The 25,670-nt window shown below is 48.6% G+C and carries 27 protein-coding genes and 1 pseudogene; 11 read left to right on the forward strand and 17 right to left on the reverse strand.

Annotation, left to right across the window (positions count from 1 at the left end; translation table 11 throughout):
• The first annotated feature begins 1 nt into the window (after nucleotide 1).
• On the forward strand, nucleotides 2–2,341 hold the full coding sequence (locus P4D80_RS12850) for a CHASE2 domain-containing protein (protein ID WP_421654384.1): 2,340 nt from the start codon (nucleotides 2–4) through the stop codon (nucleotides 2,339–2,341).
• Nucleotides 2,342–2,533: 192 nt separating this feature from the next.
• On the opposite strand, the gene P4D80_RS12855 is transcribed toward P4D80_RS12850, so the two are convergent.
• The 5 genes from P4D80_RS12855 to P4D80_RS12875 all read right to left on the reverse strand — a co-directional run bounded on the left by P4D80_RS12855 (nucleotide 2,534) and on the right by P4D80_RS12875 (nucleotide 6,119).
• On the reverse strand, nucleotides 2,534–3,100 hold the full coding sequence (locus P4D80_RS12855) for an NADPH-dependent FMN reductase (protein WP_421654385.1): 567 nt from the start codon (nucleotides 3,098–3,100) through the stop codon (nucleotides 2,534–2,536).
• 162 nt (nucleotides 3,101–3,262) lie between these two features.
• The gene (locus P4D80_RS12860; protein ID WP_421654386.1) at nucleotides 3,263–4,105 is read right to left on the reverse strand and encodes a hypothetical protein; all 843 of its coding nucleotides are present in this window, start codon (nucleotides 4,103–4,105) and stop codon (nucleotides 3,263–3,265) included.
• Nucleotides 4,102–4,539 (reverse strand): DUF1622 domain-containing protein, encoded by a 438-nt coding sequence (locus tag P4D80_RS12865; RefSeq protein WP_421654387.1) that lies wholly within the window; start codon nucleotides 4,537–4,539, stop codon nucleotides 4,102–4,104. Before P4D80_RS12865 ends, P4D80_RS12860 begins: the two co-directional genes overlap by 4 nt.
• Nucleotides 4,540–4,554: 15 nt before the next feature.
• The gene (locus P4D80_RS12870; RefSeq protein ID WP_421654388.1) at nucleotides 4,555–5,217 is read right to left on the reverse strand and encodes a GMC family oxidoreductase; all 663 of its coding nucleotides are present in this window, start codon (nucleotides 5,215–5,217) and stop codon (nucleotides 4,555–4,557) included.
• A gap of 11 nt (nucleotides 5,218–5,228) precedes the next feature.
• Nucleotides 5,229–6,119, reverse strand: a complete 891-nt coding sequence (locus tag P4D80_RS12875) for a GMC family oxidoreductase N-terminal domain-containing protein (protein ID WP_421654389.1) — start codon at nucleotides 6,117–6,119, stop codon at nucleotides 5,229–5,231.
• Nucleotides 6,120–6,735: 616 nt separating this feature from the next.
• On the opposite strand from P4D80_RS12875, the gene P4D80_RS12880 reads away from it, so the two are divergent.
• Nucleotides 6,736–6,969 carry a hypothetical protein gene (locus P4D80_RS12880; protein WP_421654390.1) on the forward strand — a complete coding sequence of 78 codons (234 nt, stop codon included), beginning with the start codon at nucleotides 6,736–6,738 and terminating at the stop codon, nucleotides 6,967–6,969.
• A gap of 718 nt (nucleotides 6,970–7,687) precedes the next feature.
• Nucleotides 7,688–8,091 (forward strand): annotated as a pseudogene (locus P4D80_RS12885) (transposase-like zinc-binding domain-containing protein).
• 104 nt (nucleotides 8,092–8,195) lie between these two features.
• Here P4D80_RS12885 and psbA read toward each other — a convergent pair.
• The 9 genes from psbA to P4D80_RS12930 form a co-directional block, all read right to left on the reverse strand.
• Entirely contained in the window at nucleotides 8,196–9,278 is a 1,083-nt protein-coding gene (gene psbA, locus P4D80_RS12890) for a photosystem II q(b) protein (RefSeq protein WP_421654391.1), read from the reverse strand.
• A 61-nt stretch (nucleotides 9,279–9,339) separates the two neighbouring features.
• Nucleotides 9,340–9,558 (reverse strand): AraC family transcriptional regulator, encoded by a 219-nt coding sequence (locus P4D80_RS12895; protein ID WP_421659532.1) that lies wholly within the window; start codon nucleotides 9,556–9,558, stop codon nucleotides 9,340–9,342.
• Between the two features lie 22 nt (nucleotides 9,559–9,580).
• The gene (locus P4D80_RS12900; RefSeq protein ID WP_421654392.1) at nucleotides 9,581–9,721 is read right to left on the reverse strand and encodes a helix-turn-helix domain-containing protein; all 141 of its coding nucleotides are present in this window, start codon (nucleotides 9,719–9,721) and stop codon (nucleotides 9,581–9,583) included.
• Nucleotides 9,722–10,143: 422 nt separating this feature from the next.
• The gene (locus P4D80_RS12905) at nucleotides 10,144–10,341 is read right to left on the reverse strand and encodes a hypothetical protein (RefSeq protein WP_421654394.1); all 198 of its coding nucleotides are present in this window, start codon (nucleotides 10,339–10,341) and stop codon (nucleotides 10,144–10,146) included.
• Between the two features lie 383 nt (nucleotides 10,342–10,724).
• Nucleotides 10,725–11,480 (reverse strand): PRC-barrel domain-containing protein, encoded by a 756-nt coding sequence (locus P4D80_RS12910; protein ID WP_421654396.1) that lies wholly within the window; start codon nucleotides 11,478–11,480, stop codon nucleotides 10,725–10,727.
• Between the two features lie 115 nt (nucleotides 11,481–11,595).
• The gene (locus tag P4D80_RS12915; protein ID WP_421654397.1) at nucleotides 11,596–12,264 is read right to left on the reverse strand and encodes a DUF1614 domain-containing protein; all 669 of its coding nucleotides are present in this window, start codon (nucleotides 12,262–12,264) and stop codon (nucleotides 11,596–11,598) included.
• Nucleotides 12,265–12,289: 25 nt separating this feature from the next.
• On the reverse strand, nucleotides 12,290–12,781 hold the full coding sequence (locus P4D80_RS12920) for a phosphate-starvation-inducible PsiE family protein (RefSeq protein WP_421654398.1): 492 nt from the start codon (nucleotides 12,779–12,781) through the stop codon (nucleotides 12,290–12,292).
• Nucleotides 12,782–12,848: 67 nt separating this feature from the next.
• Nucleotides 12,849–14,156: a hypothetical protein gene (locus tag P4D80_RS12925; protein ID WP_421654399.1), complete on the reverse strand. Its 1,308-nt coding sequence runs from the start codon at nucleotides 14,154–14,156 to the stop codon at nucleotides 12,849–12,851.
• Nucleotides 14,157–14,445: 289 nt separating this feature from the next.
• A complete protein-coding gene (locus P4D80_RS12930) occupies nucleotides 14,446–14,649 on the reverse strand; it encodes a hypothetical protein (RefSeq protein ID WP_421654400.1) in 204 nt (67 codons plus the stop codon).
• Nucleotides 14,650–15,688: 1,039 nt separating this feature from the next.
• Between P4D80_RS12930 and P4D80_RS12935 the strand changes: the two genes are divergently transcribed.
• The 8 genes from P4D80_RS12935 (at nucleotide 15,689) to P4D80_RS12970 (ending at nucleotide 22,956) form a co-directional block, all read left to right on the forward strand.
• A complete protein-coding gene (locus P4D80_RS12935; RefSeq protein WP_421654401.1) occupies nucleotides 15,689–16,234 on the forward strand; it encodes an Hsp20/alpha crystallin family protein in 546 nt (181 codons plus the stop codon).
• Between the two features lie 5 nt (nucleotides 16,235–16,239).
• The gene (locus tag P4D80_RS12940) at nucleotides 16,240–18,144 is read left to right on the forward strand and encodes a chloride channel protein (RefSeq protein ID WP_421654402.1); all 1,905 of its coding nucleotides are present in this window, start codon (nucleotides 16,240–16,242) and stop codon (nucleotides 18,142–18,144) included.
• On the forward strand, nucleotides 18,144–18,449 hold the full coding sequence (locus tag P4D80_RS12945) for a hypothetical protein (protein ID WP_421654403.1): 306 nt from the start codon (nucleotides 18,144–18,146) through the stop codon (nucleotides 18,447–18,449). The genes P4D80_RS12940 and P4D80_RS12945 overlap by 1 nt, the downstream gene beginning before the upstream one ends.
• 144 nt (nucleotides 18,450–18,593) lie before the next feature.
• Nucleotides 18,594–19,499 carry a hypothetical protein gene (locus tag P4D80_RS12950; protein ID WP_421654404.1) on the forward strand — a complete coding sequence of 302 codons (906 nt, stop codon included), beginning with the start codon at nucleotides 18,594–18,596 and terminating at the stop codon, nucleotides 19,497–19,499.
• 265 nt (nucleotides 19,500–19,764) lie between these two features.
• Nucleotides 19,765–20,325 carry a hypothetical protein gene (locus tag P4D80_RS12955; RefSeq protein ID WP_421654405.1) on the forward strand — a complete coding sequence of 187 codons (561 nt, stop codon included), beginning with the start codon at nucleotides 19,765–19,767 and terminating at the stop codon, nucleotides 20,323–20,325.
• Nucleotides 20,326–20,852: 527 nt separating this feature from the next.
• A complete protein-coding gene (locus P4D80_RS12960; RefSeq protein ID WP_421654406.1) occupies nucleotides 20,853–21,209 on the forward strand; it encodes a hypothetical protein in 357 nt (118 codons plus the stop codon).
• Between the two features lie 11 nt (nucleotides 21,210–21,220).
• Complete coding sequence (locus P4D80_RS12965; protein WP_421654408.1) at nucleotides 21,221–21,379, forward strand: pentapeptide repeat-containing protein; 159 nt, start codon at nucleotides 21,221–21,223, stop codon at nucleotides 21,377–21,379.
• A gap of 248 nt (nucleotides 21,380–21,627) precedes the next feature.
• Nucleotides 21,628–22,956, forward strand: a complete 1,329-nt coding sequence (locus tag P4D80_RS12970; protein WP_421654409.1) for an ABC transporter substrate-binding protein — start codon at nucleotides 21,628–21,630, stop codon at nucleotides 22,954–22,956.
• Between the two features lie 75 nt (nucleotides 22,957–23,031).
• Here the strand turns inward: P4D80_RS12970 and P4D80_RS12975 are convergent, their stop codons facing one another.
• From P4D80_RS12975 to P4D80_RS12985, 3 genes are all read right to left on the reverse strand, one after another.
• Entirely contained in the window at nucleotides 23,032–24,303 is a 1,272-nt protein-coding gene (locus tag P4D80_RS12975; protein WP_421654410.1) for a hypothetical protein, read from the reverse strand.
• A gap of 371 nt (nucleotides 24,304–24,674) precedes the next feature.
• The gene (locus P4D80_RS12980; protein WP_421654411.1) at nucleotides 24,675–25,409 is read right to left on the reverse strand and encodes a serine hydrolase; all 735 of its coding nucleotides are present in this window, start codon (nucleotides 25,407–25,409) and stop codon (nucleotides 24,675–24,677) included.
• Complete coding sequence (locus P4D80_RS12985; protein ID WP_421654412.1) at nucleotides 25,378–25,614, reverse strand: hypothetical protein; 237 nt, start codon at nucleotides 25,612–25,614, stop codon at nucleotides 25,378–25,380. Before P4D80_RS12985 ends, P4D80_RS12980 begins: the two co-directional genes overlap by 32 nt.
• Between the last annotated feature and the right edge of the window lie 56 nt (nucleotides 25,615–25,670).

Here is a 25,670-nt window from a genome sequence, read left to right on the forward strand (position 1 = left end):
TATGAGTGATGATGGATCGTCTGCGTCCTACCCATTCCCCTTTGCTGCCTACAAGTATCAGCCAGGGGGTAGTTTACCAGTCGATGCTCCCAGCTATGTGGTACGGCAGGCAGACGCAGAACTCTATCAAGCTCTGCTGGTTGGAGAGTATTGCTATGTTCTCAATGCCCGCCAGATGGGTAAATCGTCTTTACGAATTCAGACGATGAACCGGCTGCGATCGCAGGGGATTGCCTGCGCTGAAATCGAACTGACGGGAATTGGTAGCCAGCAAATCACCGCAACTCAATGGTATGGCGGTATCATTCAGGAATTGATCAGTGGGTTTGAACTCCAGGTCAATCGCCGGACCTGGTTGCAAGCCCATGATGATCTCTCTCCTGTGCAGCGGCTCAGCCATTTTATTGAAACGGTACTCTTAGCTCAAATTCACACTCCACTGGTCATCTTTATCGACGAAATTGATAGCGTATTGGGGTTGAGTTTCCTCACCGATGATTTCTTTGCCCTGATTCGCAACTGCTATGAAAAACGGGCAGCCCATCCAGCCTATCAGCGTCTCACCTTTGCTTTGCTGGGAGTTGCCACCCCCTCTGATTTAATGCGGGATAAACATGCCACTCCCTTTAACATTGGTCGCGCCATTGAATTAAGAGGATTCCAACTGGACGAAAGTTATGCTCTGGTAAAAGGACTAGAATCAAAAGCCGACAATCCACTCATGGTTTTGAAGCAGATCTTAGATTGGACTGGCGGACAACCGTTTCTGACACAAAAATTATGCTGGATGGTAACTTCAGCCCTGGCATATATTCCCGCAGGCAAAGAACCAGAATCGATTGAGCAGTTGGTGCGATCGCGCCTGATTGATAACTGGGAAACCCAGGATGAGCCAGAGCACCTGCGAACCATTCGCGATCGCCTGCTACGCCACTCTCAAAGCCGCCGTCTGCTGAAACTATATCGGCAGATTTTACGCCAGGGGAAACTGCGGGCACGGAACACGCCTGAATATCTGGAATTGCGTCTGTCCGGGCTGGTCGTGAAGCAAGCGGGTTACCTTGTAGTCTTTAACCGGATTTATCAAACTGTGTTTGATCAGCGGTGGATTCGACAGGAATTGGGCATGGCTGAATCGGCTGCGCCCATACTACCCATCTGGAGTGTGCTCGCTGCAGGGTTGCTGATAGCGGCTGGCCTGATTGGTCTGCGATCGCTGGGGATGCTGGAACGATGGGAACTGGCTGCCTTTGATCAACTCCTGCGGCTGCGTCCAGAGGAAGGTCCCGACCAGCGATTGCTGCTGGTAACTATTACTGAGCAGGATGTGCAATCCCAACCAGCGGCAGAACGGGGGGTGGCTTCCCTGTCTGACCGGATGCTGAATCAATTGCTGGCAAAGCTAGAAGCAGCAAAGCCACGGGCGATCGGTCTAGATATCTATCGCAACTATCCAGTCAATCCCAACCTGCCTCAACTGGCACAGCGGATGCAACGCAGCGATCGCCTGGTTGCCATCTGTTACTTTGGCAATCCCGGCGTTTATCCTCCGCCGGAAGTTCAACCCCACGCCCAGGGCTTTAATAATGTGTTGTTAGATTCAGATCGGGTAGTACGTCGCCATCTATTAGCAGTGGGTGACGCCTCTCCCTGCCAGAATAAGTTCTCCTTCAACATGCAGATTGGAGTCCGGTATCTGAAACAGGAGCAATTCACTCTTCAGTACACCCCAGATGATTACATTCAGATTGGTGATGTGGTATTCAGGACTATAACAGCAAACACAGGAGGCTATCACCAGATTAATCACAGTGGGCATCAGGTCATATTAAACTATCGGGCAACTCGTCAGATTGCTCAAACGGTCAGCCTACAACAGGTGCTTCATGATCAAGTGGATCTGGCTACCATCCGCGATCGCATTGTTCTGATTGGTACGACCGACCCAAGCTTTAACGATACCCACTGGATTACACCCTACAGCGCCCACCAACGTACTGTTCAAACCATGGCAGGGGTTGAAGTTCAGGCCCATATGGTGAGTCAAATTCTCAGTGCCGTCCTGGATCAACGTCCCCTGATCTGGACATTATCCCAATCTGCTGAACAGGGGTGGATTCTTTTCTGGGCGTGGATTGGAGGGCTACTTGCCTGCTGGCTGCGGACATTGCCTCGCTGGTTACTGGCAAGTGGGATGGCGATCGCCATTCTCTATGGTGGCTGTCTCGCTATCCTGACCATGGAAGGGGGATGGTTACCTTTTGTTCCAGGGGCGATCGCCTTCTTGCTGGCTGGCAACTTTGTCATCCTGATACCATGGTTACAGCCAGGCCGCTTGTGAATTGTTTGAAAGGGGCCTGCTCAAAAAATATTCAGCCGTTCCACCCAACTTTCCTCGACTGCGTAGGTTGCCTCAGCCAACCCTCAAACAAGAGATCGCTGACTGTGTGAGTAGGGTGGGCAAAGCAACAGGCGCCCATCCTACCCTCCTATTTGGTTTTCAAAAATTGCCTCAAGCGACCAGCTTAACCACTTAAGCAACGGACATTTCTCTTTGATTGACTCCTCGCAGCTTCTGAGTATTTTCGACCAGACTCTGAGCAAACGCATCCAGACGTTTGGAAAGATTTTCGTCCTGCAAATTGCCTGCTTCGTCGAAAGCTTTCCAGGCTTGTCCAATTGCGACCTGTTCGGGAATTGTCCAGGCGTGAATCCACCGCATGATGGTTCGCATGTCATTCAGCGCATTGCTGTTAGATTGCCCACCCAATATACTGATCAGCCCAGTTACCTTACCAGAAAAGTGTTCAAAGCCCATCAGGTCGAGGGCATTTTTCAAGACACCACTGAGGCTGCCATGATATTCGGGCGTTACGAGGATAATTCCATCTGCTTCCAGTACCGCTTTACGAAGTTTGTCAACGTCCGGATAATCAGGATACTCGTCACTGCCATCACAAAAAGGGAGATTCAGTTGTCGTAAATCTAAAACTTCGACCTCTGCTCCTAGTGCCTTAACACGCTCTGCCACGACCTTTAGGGTTTGTTGACTGTAGGAGCCAGATCTCAAACTTCCAGCGATACCAGCGATCTTGACCATAGAGCCAGGTCCTTTTGGGTTTCTAGACTTTACTTTTTTGAGTATAGCCTAAAATGTACTCATTATGAGTACGTCTTGAGTTTGAGCCTGAGTTTCTACGTCAGATGATGTTCTAAACCTGTAGATAAAATTTCGTAGGGATGCCCCCCTCCACCCCTCCACTCATATCGCCAGCAGGCTTCTAGATGTCTTGATCGCAGAGTCGAGAAAAACTTGTATCTGTAGGTGATTGGCTTCAATGCCAGAGTTTACCAGTTGCGAAGTAGTGAGGACGGCACCAACCCAGTGGGAGGTGTGCCAGAAACCACTGCCCTCTATACCCGGCAGGTGATCGGTATCGGGGTAAGGGTAGGGAGAGACGTACCAGTAGGGTTCGTTGTAGCTGGTGTCGCCGGGAGACATGCCGACGCCAATCGTCTGGGATAGATCATTGGGTAGGGTAATTAGGGTAGCGATGTCAAAATGGTGGGGCCAGATGTGAACTGGAGATGCTCCATCAATTTGGATGCTGAGTTTTTCAAGCAAGGTGTGGGTGACCGCGTAAAAATCAGCCAGGTCCTTGAAGGGTAAATCCTGACTGTTGCTGAAGGGGGCACCATGGGCGATCGCATGCTCTGGAAAATCTCCCGGAGGATAGGACAGGAATACCACCTGATCGGCATTGGCACCCCGTTTAGCAATTTCAGCTTTAAGCCAGTCAAGCCCCTGTTGCAGCGTTTGGTGGGAAAGGGAAAAGGTGGCGATCGCATCTCCCTGCTCATTCAAAATCATTGAGACGAGGTTAACGGGCTCCAGCGCAACTCGAAACGGTTGAGTAGCTGGAATCAAGGGGCCAGAAAATACCTTTAATTGAGGATTCCAGTTCAGGCTGGTGTGACGGTAATCAGGTTGGGGTTCTACTAAAGCAGCTCCGGTTACTGCTATAAACTGAATGGCGTAATGTAATTGGACGCGGCTTTCAGCCAGTTGTTGCAGGTCAATTCCAGTAGCGGTTTGAGGATTCATTGCTGGGTCTTTCCTCCGTGGTGATTGTAAGTTGATTTTTGTTCAAGTTCATTTACTTCTTTTTGCAGGAAGAAGTTCAGAAAGGTTCGGATGCCAGTGATAGCGGCTAATCGACCGATCGCATCCCAACTGGGCGATATGGCAGTACCCACAATGTCAGCGGCTAGCAAAAATTCCAGCGATAACGCCAGGGACAATCCCAGGTCCAACCGAATGGCAAGCTGTACATCCTGATCTCGATCTGTTTTTCGATGCCGAAACAGTTTCCGCAGCACTATCACAACCGCATACACAATAATCAGGATGGCAATGCTTTCTAAAACAACTTTCAAAAGCATAGCAAGATGGCGCAGCAGATTTTCTGCCAGAAGGACGATTGAGAGCGGAGCCTGGGCAGAGGTTTCGAGGGCGATCGCCAGGAGATTCAGGTTCATTTTTATAACAACCCACTATTTCATCCGTTCAATCAGATGATCTCCCACTCGCAGAGCGTTGGCAATGATTGTCAGCGTTGGATTGACCGCACCACTGGAGCAGAAGAAACTACCATCGACAATGTACAGGTTATCCAGGTCATGGGAACGACAATTCAGGTCTAATACTAAAGTAGTGGGATCTTTACCAAAACGGGCAGTGCCCACCTGATGCCCAACCCCATCCAGTGGCAGTTTGCCTGTGAAATAGGTTTTGCCTCCTTTGACAAAGTAGGAAGAGGTGTTGGGCAAAATCTCACAACCGCATTCAAGTGATTGAAGAATTTCAATCCACCGCTGCTCTAACCGATCGTAAACTTCTGTGTTGTTCTCGGTGTAATCGAGAATGATGCGATCGCCCTCGACCCGAATTTGGTTACTGGAATTTGGTAAATCTTCAACCGTAAGCCACCAATCGATGGAGTAGGAAGCAACCTGCTCAGGGGTGAGCGGAGCGTAAGCTTCGGCATTTCCTTCCAGTGCTTCTTTGCTCACTTTGCCCAGGGTTTGAATTTGTCCCATAGGGTAGTCGTAGCTCTCTTTTCCCCAATAGAAATCATTGATTGAAAGAGTTTTTTGAAAGGCAGTTGGGTTAGACTTTTTTGTGACTCCAATGATGGAACCAAGCACATGTTTCATGAAATTGCGCCCTAATTGACCCGAACGATTGCCCAATCCATTCGGATGGGAGTCATTGGCAGAACGTAACAGCAGGACGGTGGAATTAATTGCACCACAGGCAACCGCAACGATGTCGCCAGAAAAACTTTGCGATCGCCCTGTATCTCAACTTCAACACCCGTTACTTCCCGACCAGAGGGGCTGGTATGTAGTTTCAGCACTTTTGCCTCAGTCACCAATGTGACATTGTTCTGTTCCATAACCGGACGTACCGCACTAACTTCCGCATCCGATTTGGCCTGAACCAGGCAGGGGTAACCATCGCAGGTATTGCAACGAATACAGGTACTCAAATAGCGCTGTGCTTCGTTCAAATGGATTCCAACCGGGGTGTTATAGGGATGCAGTCCTTTGATAACCAAAGCATCGCTGACTTCCTGAATGCGAGATTCATGGCTGACAGCAGGATAGGGAAATTCCTCACTGCGGTAAGGTTCCGTCGGATCCTGGCCGCTTTTGCCATGTACCTGATAGAGCTTTTCTGCCTGGACATAGTAAGGTTCAAAGTCCCGATATTTCAGGGGCCATTCTGGGGAAATACCATCTCGATGTTGATACTTTTCAAAGTCCTTTTCCCGCAGGCGAAACAGTGCAGCCCCATAGACTTTGGTATTGCCTCCCACAAAATAACTCATACCGGGATGTAACTCATTGCCATCCCGGTCGTACCACACTTCAGAATTGTGGTAGCGATCGCTGTTAAACACAACCTTCGTATTCCAGTTATCTTTCTCCCTGGGCAAAAACGGACCCCGCTCTAAAATCAAGATTTTCTTTCCACTCCGCGCCATGCGATACGCCAGCGTACCACCGCCCGCACCCGTGCCAATAATAATCAAGTCATAGTGTTCGGAAGACATAGAATCGCTCCGTAAGTACTTATCGAGTTAATTTAGGATTGCGGAATGGGTAAAGCATGATGGGTGGTTAAGAAAAGACTTTGAATCATCTGATAAACACCTGAGAAACCCAATTCAATGATGGTTTCGCAGAAAAATACCTGACTTGAAAATAGAACCCTTAATTCCCTTGGTTCCCTTTTTCCATTCGTGGCGTTGTATGCAGTTCATTGTGGCTATTTATAGCTATAGTCACTAAGCTTAGGAACGGGGTTCAGGGGTGGAATCCCTGGCTGGAGGCGCAGCCCCCACCCCTCCTTTAAACCCAATGTCCTAAGCAACCTGGCGACAGCTATACTTTCGCCTTGAACTCAAAACTCAGAACTCGAAACTCATCCCCCTTCCCCGACAATGGCTGAATCAGAAATCACAACAACACAACTGCAATTCCTCCCATAGACTCAGGCCAACACGTGCTGGAAAATCACCAATATAGCGGTAGTCATTATGATTAGGACAGGGTGCAGGGGTTCCACCCCTGGCTGGGGGCGAAGCCCCCACTCCCTCTATAATTCCAATGTCCTAACGCACCCGCGTAGAGCTATAACTTGGCTTTGGGCCGATAACGCACGTGTAGATGCACCACCGGGTAGCTCACCTCTACTCCAGAGGTTTGTTTGAGCCACTGTTGAATCTCGCCATAGCAGTTAAACCCATCTTGTTGCTCAAGTCGGGTTTGCAGTTTCTGTTCCGCTTCAACCGGAATATGCCGTTTTCGGCCTCATTTCCACTCAGTCGTAAGCACCTGTCCCATGCCACCCTCTCGGTATTTGCCCAACCACCGTTCAAGCGTGATTCGGTTGCGTCCTAAGATGCTTGCTGTCTGGGTTATACTCTCAACCTGTTGACTTTTGAGCAGATAAGGCAGTTGCACCCGTTCTTTACTGCTTACTATTTTCTGCTTTCGCAGCAGTTCTTTGTAGTTCTGCTTCACTTTGAGGGATCTTGATTTTGAACACCCCGACCATGATGATTCCTTTCCTGCTGACTTCCTTTCTCTATCTGTAGCAGATAAAAATAGAATTGGTATCATTAACAATTTATACCGTTTAAGCAATTTTCACGGCAGATGCCTTAATGGAAGAAGCCAGGAGTCGGAATAAATCTGGCTCTTGGCTTCTGGCTTTTCAAAGCCTTACTCTGTCGCACTTATAGTTGTCGCCAGGTTGCTTAAGACGAGGTAGGTGATGCCCCCAACCCAGGGTTCCACCCACCCACCTCGTCCTAAGCCTGGTGACTTACCGAATGATACGATAGTTTGAGCTGATTGCCTGTCTATTCCGAATATTAATCTGACACTCATAGTTAAAGCGACTCCAACTACCACTCTGTTGAGAGAATCCCCCCGTCCACGAATACCATTGACAGCATTGACAGCATTTGAAGCGTTCACAAATAGTTTGTGAACAAGAGGGGGGAGGGCTTCCCCCCCTAAATTGGTCTTTCCAGGTTTAAATAACCAGACAAAGTTTCTTTTGTGAACCAATAGGAAATTTGGCGTTGCAGAATAGAGGTATGAATTAGGGGGAATTTTCAGGCAATGTACTGAATACGGTTCCAGTCATATCCGTAAGAACGGAAAGAAACGAGGTAAGCAAAATCACATCTGTGTTGATTGTGGTCGCCAATTCATTGACCTCTATGACCCTCTGAAAGGATACCCAGATGAGTTCAAGCGAGAATGCCTCAAAATGTATGTCAATGGTTCAGGATTTCGAGCGATCGAATGGGTGAAGGGAGTGCATCATACAACGGTGATCGCTTGGGTTGAGCAAGTGGGGCAAAATTTGCCGAAAACACTCGATTAAGGCATTATCTGGCTCGACTGCATCGTAAGACACTGTGCTCCTCAAAGTCAGTGAAAATGCTAGGACATTCAGTTCGATTGCTACTTCATTATCTAAGATCCTGGGATGTCCCGGTTCCTGCATGATTCATACTTGTATCCAGCAACGCCGGAAATTTTGCAATAAAAAGCATTCTCCGCAGAGAATGCTTCAACAATGCTTGGACTGTTTAAGTAACAGACCAACTACGTTATCCAACGAGATCAGGTGCAGCCAGCGCAACAGGATTTGCTTCGCCCATTGCCAGATCCAGTGGGAAGTTATGGGCATTCCGCTCGTGCATCACCTCCAGTCCCAAATTGGCTCGGTTGAGAATGTCTGCCCAGGTATTAATCACATGACCTTGAGAATCTAGAATAGAATGATTGAAATTAAACCCATTCAGATTAAACGCCATGGTGCTAATACCTAGGGATGTAAACCAAATGCCAATTACGGGAAACGCACCCAGGAAAAAGTGCAGGGAACGAGAGTTGTTGAAGCTGACGTACTGCCAAAGTAACCGCCCAAAATAGCCGTGAGCCGCCACAATATTGTAGGTTTCCTGCTCCTGCCCGAAGCGATAGCCAGTATTAGTAGATTCAAACTCGGTCGTCTCCCGAATCAAGCTGGAGGTTACCAGTGATCCGTGCATGGCACAGAATAGGGCACCCCCAAACACACCGATTACACCCAACATGTGGAAAGGATGCATCAAAATATTATGTTCCGCCTGGAACACAAACATAAAGTTGAACGTGCCACTGATGCCCAAAGGCATGCCATCGGAGAAGGAACCCTGGCCAATTGGATAAATGAGCAGAACCGAGGTTGCTGCTGCCACAGGAGCACTGTAGGCAACACAAATCCAGGGACGCATTCCCAGGCGATAGCTCAACTCCCACTGCCGCCCCATCCAGCAGAAGATGCCAATCAGGAAGTGGAGTACGATTAGCTGATAAGGGCCGCCATTATAGAGCCATTCATCCATGGATGCCGCTTCCCAGATGGGGTAAAAGTGTAAGCCTACGGCGTTGGATGTTGGAATGACGGCACCTGTAATAATGTTGTTACCGTACAGTAGTGAGCCTGAAATCGGCTCTCGAATCCCATCCATATCCACTGGTGGTGCGGCAATAAAGGCAATGATGAAGCAAGTCGTTGCCGTTAATAGTGTGGGGATCATCAAGACACCGAACCAGCCGATGTAAAGTCGATTGTCGGGGCTGGTTACCCAATCGCAGAAACGTCCCCACAGATCAGAAGTTGTTCGTCTCTGTAAGGTCGTAGTCATAGGCATTTCCGTCTGAACAACGACAAATAGAGCTTGATGATATGGGAAAGTAACAAATGCGTTACTTAATTCTTATATTACTCATATTACTCATTGTTGATGAGATTTCAGGAAATGCTTGGATGGTTGGGCAGTCAAGAAAATGCGATCGCCCTTTGTTTTGGAAAGGCTCTATCTGGCTGGTTCGATACGCTTCAGGTGTCATGCCTATAGGTTGTTGAAACCATTTACTCAAGTGGCTATGGCTGTTAAAACCACACAGAAAAGCGATTTCTATGATAGATAATTTTGATTACTTGTGATTACTTGAGTAATTGCCTGCCTCGCTCCACCCGTTGCTGAAGTACATATTGGTAGGGAGAAAACCCGATTGACTGTTTGAACAAACGACTGAAGTGAAACTGGCTCAGCCCTGGCAATTCAGCCAAATCCGATAGTTTCATGAAACTGTTGCTGCACCCACAACCTCAAGGATCGTTCTGCGCCCACCTCAATCTTGTTCTGCCAGCATCAGAAACTCATATAGCTCTACGTGGGTGCGTTAAGGTATTGGAATTAGAGATGGAGTGGGGGCTTCGCCCCCAGTCAGGGGTGGAACCCCTGCACCCCGTCCTAACCATAATGACTACCGCTATAAAACTTCTCCTTGGGCAAAAAGGGAAACGTTGGACTGGTATCAACCTCCTGGTACTGCCCATTCTGCAATTGATAAATACGCCAAAGATAAATACGCTAGACCTGCCCGTTGTGGTGCCAAAATTCGGGAACCCCCATACTGGTATACAATCGTAACTTATCGATGTCGTATGCGTAATGTCGATTTCAATGACCAGATTGGGGGGTGGACATGCTCCAGATTCACCCTTCACCCTGTCACTATGGACTGATTTTGAATGTAGTAGGCGTTGTCTGGTTCAGGATTGCGATCAAGGTCTTCTCGCTCCAGGGTTGTAGACCCCATTGTTTTGATTCTCAGGCCCATCTCAACGACCAGAAAGTAAATCAATCGCTCAATTAATCGGGCGGCAAACTCATGGTCTTTTAAGGGTATGGTAATTTCCAAGATTCCGCGATCTTAGGTCAGGCGAGCAGAGCGACTCTGTGGCAGGACATGGAGAATTTGCTGATAGGACTGCCAGTTGAAATGATGAAAGGTGACGCGCTTTCATTGATCGCGGGAGGAATCGGCAGTGGCTCAGTCAATGGAGCTGATTTAACCATAGGTTGGCTGGAGATGGTTTGTATTCTATGGTTGCACAGGAATAAAGGTTAGAGGTGGGCGGTCGTATGGCGTTGCTGAATTTGGGTATGAAATAGATGCTGTATGCTCGAAACTTTGTTTCGATTCATACTGCTTTTCAGCAATGCCGTCGTATAGTTTGTGCGAAGCATGTATCGCGCCCCATCACACATCATTTCAACTAATAGACTTTCAAATTCAACCAATTACTTACGAGTAAGCCAGTTCCATGCAGCGTCTACTGATGATTTCATCCGTTGTCCAGTGCGGTTCAAACTTTGTTGGAATTGTTCCCACTTATCTTGCAGAAACTGGGTGGCTTCTTGCAAAGCATTCTTGTCATGTTGACCAGAGGCAGCGAGTTCATTGCTCAGGTCTTTGATCTTGACGCGCACAACCTCCGGCTTCTCGTTGGGGGAGATTAAAGACTGAAGACGATCGCCCATCTGCCTCACTAAGTTCTTCACCTGTTGAGACTTCTCACTCAAAAAGCCTTTTAGTCCTTCCGATTCGCTCTTGAGGCGATCCCGAGCTCCCTCTTTAATCACAATCACCTCAGCATCAATGGCTTCCACATCCTCTGGAAAAAGCACAGCCCTACCACCAAACGGAGCAGCAATGTCTCCACCCAGGATATAGGCAGCAATATCTCCGGTTTCCCAATCAAAGAGAAAATCTTCGACCCAACCCAGTGTTTCACTGAAGGGCGATCGGATAGCTACCCGATGCAGGCGACGCAGAGGAGTTGGTTGATCAATGACCATGCGAGAATAGGTCAAGACAGCATCTGATCCCACCACAGCAATCTGTTCTAGCGGTATGTAACCCTGGCTTCCCGCAAAGTAAGCAACTCGACCCTGATCATCTACCCAAACTTCTTCTACCGTGCCAAATCGAGTTGCAGTACTGCTGTCCATTGCCATCAGGCCAACGATTTGACTGCGACGAACCGTATTGAACATCACGAGAAACCTCCTTGATTAGAATCTGTTGGTTCTGACTTGAAAATAGAACTCTTGATTCCCCCGATTTCCTTTTCTCATTCATGGGGATGCACGCAGTTTATAGTAGCTACTTTCAAGTCAACAATAACGCCAATAATCCACAGAGTGCAATTCCATCGAACACCCCCGCTCCACCAATGCTAAGAACCCCGGCGGTCATCCGTTCAATTTCTCGCAAGTGTAATAGATCGGCCCCGATCAGGGTTCCTAAAACACCCCCAGCAAAGGCTACAGGGGCTGCCCCACTGCCAACCATTAGTACAGCAGTTAATGCAGCAGTTATTGGCGCAACCAATGCATTCATCTGGATGCCGATCCCTGGAACAATTTGGGCAGAAAAATAGCTGACAAATGTGACAATCGCTGTCACGACTAAGATGGCGATGGGATCGGAACGAGTGAATTGATAAATTGCCAAAAGGCTGGGGATCAGCCCACCACCGATGTTGAGCGCCACAATGGTTTTCTGTTCCATTTTTCGTAACGGAATTCCCCAAAATCTTGCCACCCACAGATCGGCAAAATCTGGAATCATTGGCACGTGGGAAACTCGCTCATACAAGGGAATATTGATGGTGCTCCCAAAAATAACTGCTGCGAATAACAACATGGCAATGCTGGGTGAAAAGCCCAATTTAGCAACAGCAACTTCTACTACATCCAGGGCGATCGCAAACCAGATAAAGGGAAAGAGGAGCAACAACAGTAAGAACAGCAACAGAGTGACGGGGAGATAAATCATTATTATTCAGTTGATAGGAATTTGGTTAAAAAGGATATTGCTCAATAGAGAGTATCGGGAATTCCTCTGTTCTTGCTTGCCTGATGGCATCGAATCGCTGAAACATCCAGACCCTCAGAAATAAAAGCCCGCCTAAGACACCCAAAAAAGCACAAACACCCAGAAGATGATTGATTGGGATATCGAGAACTCCTTGTAAAATGACTTCGCGCAGGGTTGAAACAAGGGAGACTTCCACCGCAGCTCCGACCGAGATCCGCCGTTCTTTGAGGTAGATAATCAACAGTCGAAACAACTCAACCAGAATCAGAATGAATAAAATATCAGACGTGATAATCTGAAAATTCAAAGGCTTAAGCAGAGAGAGGTACATTTCCCCTAGGCGAATCAGCATCACGCAGAATAAGCCCACACAAAGTGAAACAATGATGAAGTCCTGGAAAACTTCCAGATTACGAACCACTTTTTTGGGCTCAAGCCAATACTGAAGAACTGAAAACAAAGATTTAGTGTTCATCGTCATAGCACTCAGTCAGAACATTCCACTCAGTTAGAACATTCCAATATACCTCCACCAATATAATTTAAATTTGCATTTCGTCCTGATTGTTGAGCATTGAAAGGAATGCCTCTGCTGTTTGCACGCTGAACAAACCAATACTGCCAGATCCAAATCCTACAAGCAAGATGTCTAGCTCTGGACTATGAGATGTAGTAGCTTCGGGCTTCACAAATGTTAACGCCAGAGTAAATAGGGTTGATAGGCTACTTATTAGTAGTGCTGCTCGCACGCTGGTTTGAGAGAATGTGTAGATGTCAACATAGGCAAGCAAATAGGCAATGAATGGAATCCAGACTGTAGATAGATAGACGGCATAGAAACGCAGAATCAATCCAATCATTTCACCGTCTTTGAGTGCAATCGCCAACGCCAGAAGAGCATTGGTGATGGCAACTCCAATCCGATTTTGTTCAGTATTGGAAATCATCTCCAGATCCAAAATCGTTTTGGTTTGAATGCGCAGTACGTTGCTACCCAGTCCTAAGGCCGGAACCGCTAAAGCCGCAATGAGCACCCTTCCCCAAGGCTGATCTGTACTACCACCAACCCAGATCAGAATGTAGGGAATTACCTGCTTCCCTGTCAGGTCGGGGGGCAAAATCCTGGCAGTTTGAGCTACAATGACGACTGTTGCCGGAAGAAAGGCTAATGCTATTAATACTAACGCTGCTACAATACAACCCCAATAGGCGGTGCGGACATCTTTAGCCTGAACAACAAATTGCTGGCATTTCATATCAACCGGCACTAGCAAAATCGTCGCCAGGGAAATTCCGATTGCGTTTGCTGCTGGGATCTGATGCAGGGCAGAAAAGAACGCCAGGGGTGATCGCCCGTATAGAGGTAACCCGTGCAGAACGGTTAACGCATAAATCAATACCAGAACGTTGAACAGCAGCAACCCTTGAAAAATCCAGCTTACTTTTTCGACCGGTAAAAGCGACAGTATACAGAACAGGACAGCCAATATCACCATGCTGGTGGGGCCAGATAGCCCAGCAGTACTGAGAATCGACGCAGCTGCAATAATCTGGACAGCCTCAATGCCAACCAGTGAAGTCCAGGACATCAGACCTACTCCCACCTTGACAGGCTTACCATAGCGCTTTCCTAGCAGCGTCCAGATTTGCTCAACTTCGCTCCAGTAAAATTTCACTAATCCCAGAAGGGCAAGCATCCCCAGCCCAATTGAGAAGGCATAGAGGCTGCCGCCCAGGCCCTGCACCATGGCCTGTTCTGCCGTTCCCAGTAAAAATCCCAAACCGTAGTGGGTGGAAACGAGCAGAATTACCAGTGAAAAGATACCCAAACTGCGATTCGTTGTGCCCATTACCTACTCTTTCACCCCTTGACATTGAGCAGGAACTAACCAGTGGTTACTCTAACGATCTTATTTTTCTCCTTGTCAGTCTTAGGTAAGGTGTAAGCTACTCTTTCACCGGCAAGCCGGAAGAACCCTTACCCCCTGCCATAAGTCTGGCACTAAAATCGGCAAGCGCTCCACGAGTTCTGGTGGAAATGCTTGCCGACAGTATCTACAAAACCAGTAGATATAGTTCTGCTGAATGTGCCGCAGTAATTGGCTTCCACAAAGAGGGCAGTAGTACCGCTTAGTTGGTTTAATAAAAGCTATGGGACTCATCTTCAGACGTAAATGCCTGAGATAGCACCTGATTAATGAGTAGAGTTAAACCAATTAATAAGATCAGGAGAAAGGCTGGTAGAAACCATCCGCTGACCATACCAATCACCTCCATCAGTCCGCTGACAAAAAAGATTGGAGAAGCGATCGCAAAGCCATGCACTTTCACAAATCTCTTCATTCATAAGTGATGCAGGACTGCTATACCAGATGAATTGTTAAGCATGCTTTTGCTCAAAAAATTGAAGCTGTGGTGGGATGAATTCTTGAAAGGAGGATTGACGTTGAGATTCAGTTTTACGTAGCGTCAAGAACAAGGAAGATACAATTGTGCTACTGTAGAGCACCGTATAAACGGTCCAAAAACTGAGATTCAGTTTGAGACACCATAAAAATAGCCAAAGAGAGGCAGTCGGAAAGAGTATTCCGATGGCCGCTAAAGGAAGCCACTTGAAAGAGTTAAGTATTTGCTTTGGCATGGTTTCCTCCTTCAGTTTCTATCGCGTCTCATACAGGTACTTTCAGAGACAGCTTCGGCGGATATATATAGTGTTCACAAACTATCTAGTGTTCACAAACTATTTGCAAATAGGGGGGCGAAACCCCCACTCCCTCTCTAATTCCAATGTTCTAACGCACCCGCGTAAAACTATAGAACTGCTACATATTGACATCGGATCAACCTATACCAATTCAATTTATACCAATTCAATATGAGGATGCGTAGAATCAGAACCCTCTGTAGTCTCCCTTGGTAAGGGGGACGGCGACAGCCGGGGGTTGATAATGTACAGCTTCATAAACCATTGGTATTAGCAACAAAGCAACAAAAAAACCATCTCTACTTAAAGGCTTGCTCCAAAATTACTCACTTCGTCAATGAGGACAACCGCACCTTAGAGTAGGAATTTCCCCAGGTTTCCCTTAGCCATGTGAGTTGGGACAACCGTCATTCTTTCCGTTCGGGAACTACGACTTTGGGCGATCGCAAAACCCTGAAACTGTCTGCTATTTCTCTAGAATAGAGTAGAAATAATCAGGTCTAGCCTGTGCTTGTTTAGGTTAGATGTCTTATGCTGTTGCTCAACCGCTTGACTGACAAAATTTTCGAAAATCTTGGATTTCATAGTGTGGGTTAGCGAAGCGTAACCCAGGTAGTGTTGGTTTTCGTGTTCAATCTTTTCGTGTTCAATCTACTCAGGAAAAAGGAGGCTAACTGTATGGGAACAATCCGTTGGCGACCTTTTGGTCTAGGGTGGCAACCATTTGAGCGCATGGAATCACTACAACGCCAGATTGATCAAATTTTTGAAGGGATTAGAGAAGAGTTTAGAAGTTCATCTGCTGAAAGTGAAACAGCCTGGGACCCGGCCATTGAGTTAATGGATACTCCCGAAAATCTGATATTGCGTGTTCAGCTTCCTGGAGTGGAGCGTAACCATCTCAACATTCAGGCCACACAGGATGCAGTTCTAATCGAGGGCGAATATCCCTACCCAGCGCAGTCGGAGTCTTGCCAGTGGCTTCGGTCTGAGTTTGCTTACGGTAAATTCCGTCGCTTAATTCCAATGCCGATCGCCATTGAAAACGATCACATCCAGGCCGATTTTCGAGATGGCATTTTGACACTAACCTTACCTAAAATAGAACAGGAACGGCGTCGCGTTGTGAGGGTGAGCCTGGACGAGTCAGCCAATTCAGCCTCAATGACCACGCTGGAAGTGACCAGCGAAACAGTGCCCAATGGCAATAGCCACAGCAGCTAAGTTCCATGACCTCCGCAATTCCTGAATCCAAAATCCTTCTGCCGCCACCCTCAAAGCCAGTTACCCTTTCCGATCGCCTCACCAGTCTGCTCAACCATATACAGCCCTCTCCAGAGACCCTGGTACTGGTATCCGCTTTGCTTATTGGTGGCGGCTCCAGTTTGGCAATGGTGCTTTTTCATATCTTGATTGACCTGTGTCAGTCCCTTAGCTTCGTTCAGATTCTGGGATTCATTTCTAAATGGGGGGCATGGACATTAGCCTGTATCCCCATGCTAGGTGGGGCGATTGTGGGATTCATGCGCTGGCGCTATCCAGAGGTTTTGGGGCAGGGCTTTGCTGCATTATTAAGCAATACGCGATCGCAGAAAATTTCCCCTTTACGTCCGGCTATTAAAATACTGGCGGCGATCGTATCGCTCGGCACAGGAGCTTCCCTTGGTCCGGAGGGTCCTAGTGTAGAAATTGGTGCAAACATTGGTATCCTCTTGGGGCAAGCCTTTCAAGTTTCTAAAGAGCGCTATCGCTTGCTGTTAGGGGCCGGAGCTGCCGCAGGCTTAGCGGCTGGATTCAACGCACCAATTACCAGCATTTTCTTTGCTCTAGAGGTCATTCTAGGACCCACCTTTACCACCCCGGCCGTTAGCTTAATTTTGCTATCAGCTGTCGTCTCTGCTGTAATTACTCGAATCGCCCTGGGAGTTCATCCGGCCTTTGAATTGCCCACCTATCAGGTATTAAGCCACTGGGAATGGCTACTCTACTTAGGCTTGGGGTTTCTGGCAAGCTATGTCTCGATGTTGTTTATCCAGGGGATTCAGCTTGCCCAGGCCGGGTTTCAGGGTGATATTCCTGGTTTCTTCTGGCTAAAGCATCTACCACAGGGATTCAAGCCAGTTCTGGGGGGAGCCTGTGTGGGACTAGTTGCATTGAAACTGCCTCAAATCCTGGGAGTTGGCTATGACACCCTGGAAACAATTTTGCGTGGAGAGGTAGTCTCCTTGCCGCTGTTGGGTTTGCTGCTGTTTGCCAAACTTGGCCTGACGGCAATTAGTTTAGGCAGCGGTTTGGTCGGAGGAATTTTTGCCCCTGCAATGTTTGTCGGCGCCTGTATGGGAGCAATCTATGGCCATATCCTCGGCCTGCTACTTCCAACTGAATGGGGTAATATTGCGCCGCCACCAGCCTACGCTATCGTTGGCATGGCTGCCGTTTTAGCAGGTAGTGTCAGAGCTCCCCTAACAGCGATCATCCTTTTGTTTGAACTGACCCAAAACTATTTGATTATTCTGCCAGCCATGGCATCGGTGGGCATGAGCGTATGGTTGGTTGACCAGTTCAAGTCGAGCCAGTCGGTTCAAAGTCTTAATCTGCAACAAATGGGCGTGAACCTGGAGCAACAGGATGAGTTGGAAATGCTTCAGCGGACCCCAACGGCAATCATTGTCAATCCCTACTATCTGAGCCTGTTGGATTCAACCTCTCTGTTAGAAGCGGGGCACCTTATGGTTCAACATAAGTGTCATACAGCGTTAGTGCTCAACCCGGCCCAAGAACTGACCGGAATTATTACCCTGGCAGACATCAAGCGGCGTATCGTAGCCGCAGCTAATTCATCTACTAATTCATCTACCAACTCCCAAAGTGACAACATCAATCAAATTCTCCATCAACCCCTGAAAGACATCTGCACTTCAGAAGTGCTCTATGCCTACCCCGATGAACCAGTGACCGAAGTTTTAGAACGCATGGGAACCAGAGGGCTGTACCTCCTGCCAGTTGTTGAACGAGAAAATCCTCGCAAAGTGATAGGAATTGTAGAACGACATCAAATTGGTCTGGCCGGTGATCTGGCCGTCACTCAGCAGGCTCTGCAACCCTACGTACCCCAGGAGAAGTGCGTCCGGTGATGGCTGGGCTCTTTGCCCAGTCCTATGACCCGGAGGGGGCGAGGGCGGGAATTGCACCGGATTTTGAGGACTGGGTGGGAGGCCGGTTAGCCCAGGCGTTGGTGCACGAGAGTCTGTCTGCCACGACTCCCACCTCCATTCGAGTTGAGTGTGGTGCCGGAAGCCGCTCTGGGCATTACGGATGCGACCCAGCAGCAGGCATTAGCGAATACAGTGATGGAATTGGCAGAGACCTATTTATGTTCTTATGTATAGCGATCGCCACCAAGCTGAGGACGGGGTGCAGGGGTGGAACCCCTGGCTGAGGGCAAAGCCCCCACACACCCTTAAAACCAATGTCCGAAGCAACCTGGCCACAGCGATCTTGAGGATGGCAATGTATTGAGGATGGCATGGGGATCAAATTGAGATAGGGTAGCCTGTTCTGAGTTTGCAAGCAGACACACCCAATGAACAGTAAGCAGATCGAAAAAGCCATTCAGAAAAATGCCAAAAAGGTGATTGCTGAGAGTGGGATCAGTTCTTCTCGTGCGGGAAATAAGGAACTGAGCCATCTTGCAACAAAACTCTCCAGCCAGTCTATCAAGAGTTTAGAAACGGCTCAGATACTTGGGGAACGGCTGGGCAGAAAGATAGTTGAACTTTCCCAATCGGCCAACAAACAGCACCTGGACAGGGGAATCATCCGCACATTGGTTGTGACAAAAGCCGTTCCTTCTGTGGATGACCTGCCTGCTGAAGTTAGGGCTGATGCTACTGTCAGCAAAGTTTCCCAGGCAAGCAAAGCCCCCATGTCTGTAAAACCCTCATCACCACAGAAAGTTGAGCCTGTTGTTCAGCCTGCGGATGAACCCGATGCTGAAGACAATGCCCCTGCCATTCAGGTCGAGCCTGAAGATGATCGAGTTTCCGAAACTGATGCTATCGGGGTTGTGGAAGAGGCAGCTGAAGACGATGCCCCTACCACCCAGGTCGAGCCTGAAGATGATCAAGTTTCCGAAACTGATGCTATCGGGGTTGTGGAAGAGGCAGCCACTGAAGACGATGCCCCTACCACCCAGGTCGAGCCTGAAGATGATCAAGTTTCCGAAACTGATGCTATCGGGGTTGTGGAAGAGGCAGCCACTGAGCAAGAGGAGGAGGAGGTCTCCGAACCGACTGAAGAGCCAATGGAAGCAATGCCAGAAGAGGAGGATGCTGCAACGATTGAATCCGATGTAGTAGCTGGCACTGCCGTGGCTGAAGAGCAAGATACTGAGGATGACACTGCAATCGTTGCATCAGATGCCGTTGATGAATTATTGACGGAAGAGGAACTGGATACGGAAGAAGAGCCCGCTACCGAAGCTGTATAGCTCTGTACCGAAAACGGACTGTCCTCTAGACTGTCTAGGGGACAGCTTTTTGTTATGTGCAGTAAACTCCGAAGGCTTGTGTTGTCGTTTTATAGCGATAGCCACCGGCTTAGAACGGGGTGCAGGGGTGGAACCCCTGGCTGGGGGTGAAGCTCCCACACCCCCTTAAAACCAATGTCCTCAACAACCGGGCGACAGCTATACTTCCTTTATTCTCCGGAGAAATATTTTAGAATTTCCTGAGGATAGTCCAGAGGATGGCAGGATGAGCGACAGCGAGATTGATCGAATTCAGGTTAGCCAGCTTCCAGAAAGGTATAACCTGGCTAGAAGTGCTGTCTATACAAGGCTTGAGGCACTTGGCCTCAAACCCGAAAAAGTTGGGAACAGGGCCTATATCAATGCTGAGCAGCTAAAGTTATTAGATGAGCTACATGAGTTTATCCAAACCGGAAGGAGTACAGCCGAATTTCTAGAAATGAAGGGCATTCAGAAAGTGGAGGAAGAACCTTCAGGAATGTCCTCTGGACTGTCCAGTGTACAACCAGATATGGTTAAACTGATTGCAGTGATCGCCAGAGAGTTCGCTGCCAGGCTACAACCTGTACCCACCGAAAACCGCCTTGCCTATTACGAAATCCTGGAAAAAGCATATCGTAACGGCTGGCTGCTTAGTACTTCAGAACTGGCTGAACTCTTAGATTTACTGCCTTCAGAGATTCGAGAATATGGGGATAGCTTCTCTGAAGCGGGCTTTGTGTTTACCAGAGCGGGCTATCGAGTAGGCGGGGAGGTAGCGTGGAAGGTGTCTAAACCTGTAAAATAAAAAAGCCAGCGAGCAATGCTGGCTAGGATCTCTTGTTTCAGTGTTGTTTCTTTTGGTGATGTTAGTGTTAGCACTGGCATCACCTCAATTTTTAGTGGTGCTGAATTGTGGTGCTGAATTGTGGTGCTGAATAGCCGTATGAATTGGAACGAAATTTCAATCCATACAACTTCTATAGCGATAGCCACTAGGCTTAGAGCGGGGTACAGGGGTAGAAACCCCTGGCTGGGTGCGAAGCCCCCACACCCCCTTAAAACCAATGTCCTAAGCACCGTGGCGACAGCTATAACTCATAGCCAGAATCAGCAACCCCAATTTTTTGAGGTGATGGGCTGTTAGTCACTCTGGCATTTGTTCGCCAGCAGGAGCTTTACCCACCAGTGGGGGCTACTTCTCCCTGAACCCTCCAGCCTTTGACTTAATCTTATCATGTCCTAAGGAAAATCCTCAGGACAATATTGAGAGTTTTTGGAATTTTCATCAGGAAAGTCCTCAGGACAGTTTAAGAACGGTTTAAGAACTGCTTTATGCATTCAATGAAGCGTTATCTCTCCTATGTACCAAAGCCTTTACTGTTGCAGTTTGGCATTGTTGTTCTGCTCGTGTTGCCACCACTGTGGTGGGCGCAACAGAATAACGTTAATGCATTGAGTCAGCAGATTGCCCGGTTAGAACAGCAGATTAACGAACCAAAACTGGCGATCGCCCCCAGGGACAGACTGGCCTTAGAAAAGGATTTAACATCTCTGGAGAAAGACCGGGTTAGCTTGCAGAATGGCATCTATACAACACTGGTGCAGGCATTGGGGGGAGCGTTCTTCTTTGTGACAGCCTATCTAACCTGGCGTAAGGGGAAGGCAACTGAGGAAAACCAGGTCACGTAGCGATTTATGATTTGTCTCATGCAAGCCTAAGTTGTGCAAATCTTAAAAGAGCAAACTTGAGAGATTCCCAGGCGCTCGGAACTGATTTTGAAAAGGCTCAGCTTAGCCATGCTGACTTTATCTTAGCTGTTTTCATAGAATCTAATTTCAAGGAGTGTGTAAGTAGCTAGACGCAATTAAATTAAGGATAATTTCGGGGATGGAGGGGGTGAAACCCCCTGCCTGGGGGCGCAGCCCCCACTCCCCCTTTTTGAAATTAATTGTGGCTACCTACTTACAATTTGGAAAATTAGAGTATCCTGGCAGCCTTAACCTTTTGGATAGGTTCGGCGATCGCAGTCGCGCCCACCGGAGTGATATTGTTTAATTCTTAATACTCATGCGATCGTTGTGGAAAGTCGAGGAGTTTAGTGCTCACATGAAATCACCCGCCTCAGCAACCGGCCTCTCCCCCTGTAAAGCCCTATTTCTGGCAACCCTGACCATGGCCACCGGGCTTTTTGCCGCAGCCTGTCAGGAAACTGCCCCTCCTCAACAGGGTGGTTCGCCAGCGGGTTCACCAGCCGCCACTGATGCCACCGGGCTGAAAATTAGTTCCCTCCTGCCTGCCACAGGCGATCTGGCGTCTATTGGTCAACCGATGCTGGATGCAGTCCCCCTATTGGTTGAAACAGTGAATAGTTGCGGTGGGGTGAACGGTGCCCCTGTCACAATGGTGCCCAACGCCGACGATCAAACAAATCCGGAGGCTGGCTTGGAAGCCATGACCCGCCTGGCCGAAGTTGATCGCGTGGCAGGAGTTGTAGGTTCCTTTGCCAGTAGCGTTTCTACTGCCGCCATCCCTGTTGCTGTCCGGAATAAGGTCATGCTAATCTCGCCGGGCAGCACCAGTCCCGTCTTTACCGAACGGGCTAAAAAAGGGGAATTTCAGGGTTACTGGGCCCGTACTGCCCCTCCCGATACCTATCAGGCGCAGGCTCTGGCCCGGCTAGCCAACGAGAAAGGTGCCAAAACGGCTGCGACCATCGTGATTAACAACGACTACGGGGTTGGCTTTGAAAGAGAGTTTGTTCAGGCATTCAAAAAGTTGGGTGGCACGATCACGAATGAATCCAAACCCACCCGCTATGATCCTAAAGCAACAACCTTTGAAACAGAGGTTCAGGCAGCCTTTGCCGGAAAGCCGCAAGCTGTTGCAGCGGTTCTTTATGCCGAAACTGGAAGTTTGCTACTCAAATCTGCCTTTGAACAGGGGCTCAGTAAAGGAGTGCAGATTTTGCTAACAGACGGAGTGTATTCTCCTGAATTTCCTGAGCAGGTTGGTAGAACAGCGGATGGCAAATTTATTCTGGCAGGGGCAATGGGAACAGTTCCTGGGGCAGATGGAAAAGCACTGGAAGCCTTGACCAAACTCTGGCAGGAAAAGAAAGGGAGACCCGTGAGCGCTTACGTTCCCCACTCCTGGGATGCCGCTGCCCTGCTGGCATTAGCAGCAGAAGCGGCCAAATCGAATACTGGCGAAGGAATCAGGAGCAAAATCCGGGATGTCGCCAATCCACCCGGCGTTGAAGTCACCGATGTTTGCGAAGCCTTAAAGTTGATTCGGGAAGGCAAAGATATCAACTACCAGGGGGCCAGTGGCAACGTCGATATTGATGAAAACGGCGATGTGGTTGGCAGCTACGATGTCTGGAGAGTAGAAGACGACGGCAAGCTGAATGTGGTCGGTAAAGTCAGCCCAAAGTAGGGGCGATCGCAAATAGACGATGAGATTCAAATTTCTCCATCGCCCATTCTAAATTGGCTATTCTTTGCCTGTAGCCTATCTATCGAACGGCCCAAAGGTATAAGCCACTCCCACGAGGAAGCCAATACTAAACCGATCGATCGGAGCAATATTGACACCAACCGTTGCTGCAAACTGGTTAGAGAGGGGGATATCAACCCCACCCGTCAGCAGCAAACCTGAAGTGTTGTCCTTCCCAGTTGAGAAGATCGCTCCTGCTCCCGCATAGGGAGCCAGTCTGATGTAGTCCGATAAGCTGATGACATCAAAGTCATAGGTAACTGGCAGCAAAAACGACACATCCCTGGAGATTAAAACCGCAGGTCGAAACGAAAACGTGGAACCCAGAGCAATCTTGCTATACACAGCCCCACTGACTCTACCCAGACCACTTCTGCCACCAGCTCCAAAATTGACGCCGCCACCTAAATAGCTGGGGTTGGGCCTGGGAGGTTTCTGGGGAATGATTTGTCCGAGAGAAGGAGCGGTCGTTGTAATTGTTTCAGTAGCAAAGGTGTAGGCAAGTCCAAGGATAAAGCCAATATCAAACTTATTGAGCGGAGCAATATTAACAGATGCCGTCACTGCTATCTGGGGATTGAGGGGATAGTCTAAACCGGCCGTTAATAAAAGATCAACGTTGTCACTTTTGCCCGTAGAGAATATTGGACCCACGCCCACATATGGCGAGATTGTCCCTGGACCTTGATTCGGAAAATCATAGGTAAACGGAAACAGGAACGAGACATCATTCGATACCAGCGCTGCCGGGCGGAAGGAAAAGTATGGGCTGAAGGCAAATTTACTGAAAGCAGCAAAGCTAACCTCTCCCAGAGCGGTATCGCCACTGCCAGTTCCCAGGTTGACACCAAACCCTGCGTAGCTAAAGCGATAGCGGGTTTCTAAGACAGTTGAAGTTTCTACTGGGGCAGATGGAGCAGGAGTTTCTGCTGGAGGGGGAGCATCTGGAGATTGAGCGAAAAAGCCAGATGTCGAGGTAGAGACTGTTCCGGGTTTTGGAACAGGGGATCCCATCCGGGCTGCTTCTGGTTGGGGTTCTTGAGCAACCGTTTCTAGCCCATCAACAGGAGCCTGGCTAGAACTTTCCTCTAAAGATGGGGTGGAATTGTCCGGATTGGCTAAGACTTCGGTTGTTTGACTAGTTGTAGGTGATCTCTTTTGAGAAAACTCTGATGAGAGGGTGGCATCAGAAACTTGAGCACCCGCCGAAACCTGTCCACCAATAAGAGCTGAGACAGTGAGGCTAAACGATAAAAGTGCCCGTTCAAGCAAGAGGGGATGTTTCACGATCACTTCTCCACACGCTAATGTATTCGCTTTCGGTTCCAATAAATGGAACTGGTTGGAAATTAAGCCATCAGTGGCAATTTCCAACCCATTCAGGGTTCGGTTCCAAAACAGCTGCCTTCTTTGGAGACGCTAATGTAGCGTCCTTATAAGAAATTGGCAGCCACTTGAAAACCCCTGGTCTCGCTGCCAAATGTTTGTCTACTGCCTTAGAGGCAGAATCAAGCTCTATATCAGCAATTCGCCATATCACAGATAGATGCAGCCAATGCTGATGGGATGAACTGAATCATAAGAGCTGATCTGTCAGAATTTTACAAGAGGGAAATAAAGAAAGAATAAGTGTTTATAGTTTGTAGACTTGTTTTTTCTTACAGTTCCAAAGAAAGCACTGCTTCAGCAATCTTTTGGGAAATCAATGGCAGGATCGCTTCATTCTGGCTGTGTTCTTTGCCTTCTGTAAAAACGACTAACAGGTAGGGGCGGGCGCTGGTTAGTTCAATGTAAGCGGCGTCATGACGAACCCGGCTCATGAGTCCCGCTTTAGACCAGAGGCGGCTCTCAGGTGGTAACCCTGCGCCCAGGAAGCCTGAAACTTGATTCTCTGGGTCAGCCTTCAGATCCTGTGGGTGGAGCGATCGCCGTAGTAAGGCCATCATCATCTGAGATCGGGTGGCTGAAACGGCGACTCCACCAATGATGCTATGTAGCAGACGAGCAGTGGCGATCGTGGTCAACATGTTGCGATTTTCCATGAACTCGCCATAAAAGATCCGCTCACGCCCGTAGGGACCATCACACCAGGTTTTCTGGTTGACATTAATGGTTTCCAGTTCTTCCCAGCCAAGGGATTGAAAGTAACGGTTTACCAGATTACGCTGCTGCTGCCAGGTGTCAAAGGGGCCGGGGGGCAGTTCAGGGCCGCTGGTGGTACCAGTCAGTACGTCTACCACCAGACTGGTGGCATCGTTGCTGGAATCAACAATCATGTCTCGGATGGCTCGTTCTAATTCAGTCGTTGTCTGAACCATGCCCCGCTCCAGCCATTCGTGGATGGCAACCAGGTAAAACAGCTTAACCACGCTGGCGGGATAGATGCGCTCCACCCCCCCGGTAGCTATAGCCTCTAGGAGAATACTGCCAGAATTCGGTTGGGCTGATGGCTCCCCCCGTGTTGATGGGGGCGGGGGGGTCATAAACCAGCCAGGTGAGAGAGATCTGGTTGCGGGCCAACCCAGGGAATTCTGCCCAGGTTTGTTCCAGAATGCGATCGCCCAAAGTTTCTAACTGCTCATCTTTATGGAAAAACATCGCACCGATCTAAGTAGGTAGTCATCATTAATTTGTAAAGTGGGGGAGTGGGGGCT

Source organism: Leptothermofonsia sp. ETS-13, assembly GCF_049200465.1.
In the GTDB taxonomy this organism is placed as follows: Bacteria; Cyanobacteriota; Cyanobacteriia; order Leptolyngbyales; family Leptolyngbyaceae; genus Leptothermofonsia.

Excerpts from the sequence above, each read along its gene's own strand:
- P4D80_RS12915 (WP_421654397.1), bottom strand. The coding sequence starts at position 12,264 with ATGATTTATCTCCCCGTCACTCTGTTGCTGTTCTTACTGTTGTTGCTC.
- P4D80_RS12940 (WP_421654402.1), top strand. The coding sequence starts at position 16,240 with ATGACCTCCGCAATTCCTGAATCCAAAATCCTTCTGCCGCCACCCTCA.
- P4D80_RS12875 (WP_421654389.1), bottom strand. The coding sequence starts at position 6,119 with ATGTCTTCCGAACACTATGACTTGATTATTATTGGCACGGGTGCGGGC.
- P4D80_RS12865 (WP_421654387.1), bottom strand. The coding sequence starts at position 4,539 with ATGAACCTGAATCTCCTGGCGATCGCCCTCGAAACCTCTGCCCAGGCT.
- P4D80_RS12855 (WP_421654385.1), bottom strand. The coding sequence starts at position 3,100 with ATGGTCAAGATCGCTGGTATCGCTGGAAGTTTGAGATCTGGCTCCTAC.
- P4D80_RS12930 (WP_421654400.1), bottom strand. The coding sequence starts at position 14,649 with ATGAAGAGATTTGTGAAAGTGCATGGCTTTGCGATCGCTTCTCCAATC.
- P4D80_RS12945 (WP_421654403.1), top strand. The coding sequence starts at position 18,144 with ATGGCTGGGCTCTTTGCCCAGTCCTATGACCCGGAGGGGGCGAGGGCG.
- P4D80_RS12935 (WP_421654401.1), top strand. The coding sequence starts at position 15,689 with ATGGGAACAATCCGTTGGCGACCTTTTGGTCTAGGGTGGCAACCATTT.
- P4D80_RS12860 (WP_421654386.1), bottom strand. The coding sequence starts at position 4,105 with ATGAATCCTCAAACCGCTACTGGAATTGACCTGCAACAACTGGCTGAA.
- P4D80_RS12920 (WP_421654398.1), bottom strand. The coding sequence starts at position 12,781 with ATGAACACTAAATCTTTGTTTTCAGTTCTTCAGTATTGGCTTGAGCCC.
- psbA (WP_421654391.1), bottom strand. The coding sequence starts at position 9,278 with ATGACTACGACCTTACAGAGACGAACAACTTCTGATCTGTGGGGACGT.
- P4D80_RS12900 (WP_421654392.1), bottom strand. The coding sequence starts at position 9,721 with ATGAAACTATCGGATTTGGCTGAATTGCCAGGGCTGAGCCAGTTTCAC.
- P4D80_RS12955 (WP_421654405.1), top strand. The coding sequence starts at position 19,765 with ATGAGCGACAGCGAGATTGATCGAATTCAGGTTAGCCAGCTTCCAGAA.
- P4D80_RS12985 (WP_421654412.1), bottom strand. The coding sequence starts at position 25,614 with ATGTTTTTCCATAAAGATGAGCAGTTAGAAACTTTGGGCGATCGCATT.
- P4D80_RS12850 (WP_421654384.1), top strand. The coding sequence starts at position 2 with ATGAGTGATGATGGATCGTCTGCGTCCTACCCATTCCCCTTTGCTGCC.
- P4D80_RS12925 (WP_421654399.1), bottom strand. The coding sequence starts at position 14,156 with ATGGGCACAACGAATCGCAGTTTGGGTATCTTTTCACTGGTAATTCTG.
- P4D80_RS12870 (WP_421654388.1), bottom strand. The coding sequence starts at position 5,217 with ATGAAACATGTGCTTGGTTCCATCATTGGAGTCACAAAAAAGTCTAAC.
- P4D80_RS12960 (WP_421654406.1), top strand. The coding sequence starts at position 20,853 with ATGCATTCAATGAAGCGTTATCTCTCCTATGTACCAAAGCCTTTACTG.
- P4D80_RS12910 (WP_421654396.1), bottom strand. The coding sequence starts at position 11,480 with ATGTTCAATACGGTTCGTCGCAGTCAAATCGTTGGCCTGATGGCAATG.
- P4D80_RS12970 (WP_421654409.1), top strand. The coding sequence starts at position 21,628 with ATGAAATCACCCGCCTCAGCAACCGGCCTCTCCCCCTGTAAAGCCCTA.
- P4D80_RS12880 (WP_421654390.1), top strand. The coding sequence starts at position 6,736 with ATGCACCACCGGGTAGCTCACCTCTACTCCAGAGGTTTGTTTGAGCCA.
- P4D80_RS12950 (WP_421654404.1), top strand. The coding sequence starts at position 18,594 with ATGAACAGTAAGCAGATCGAAAAAGCCATTCAGAAAAATGCCAAAAAG.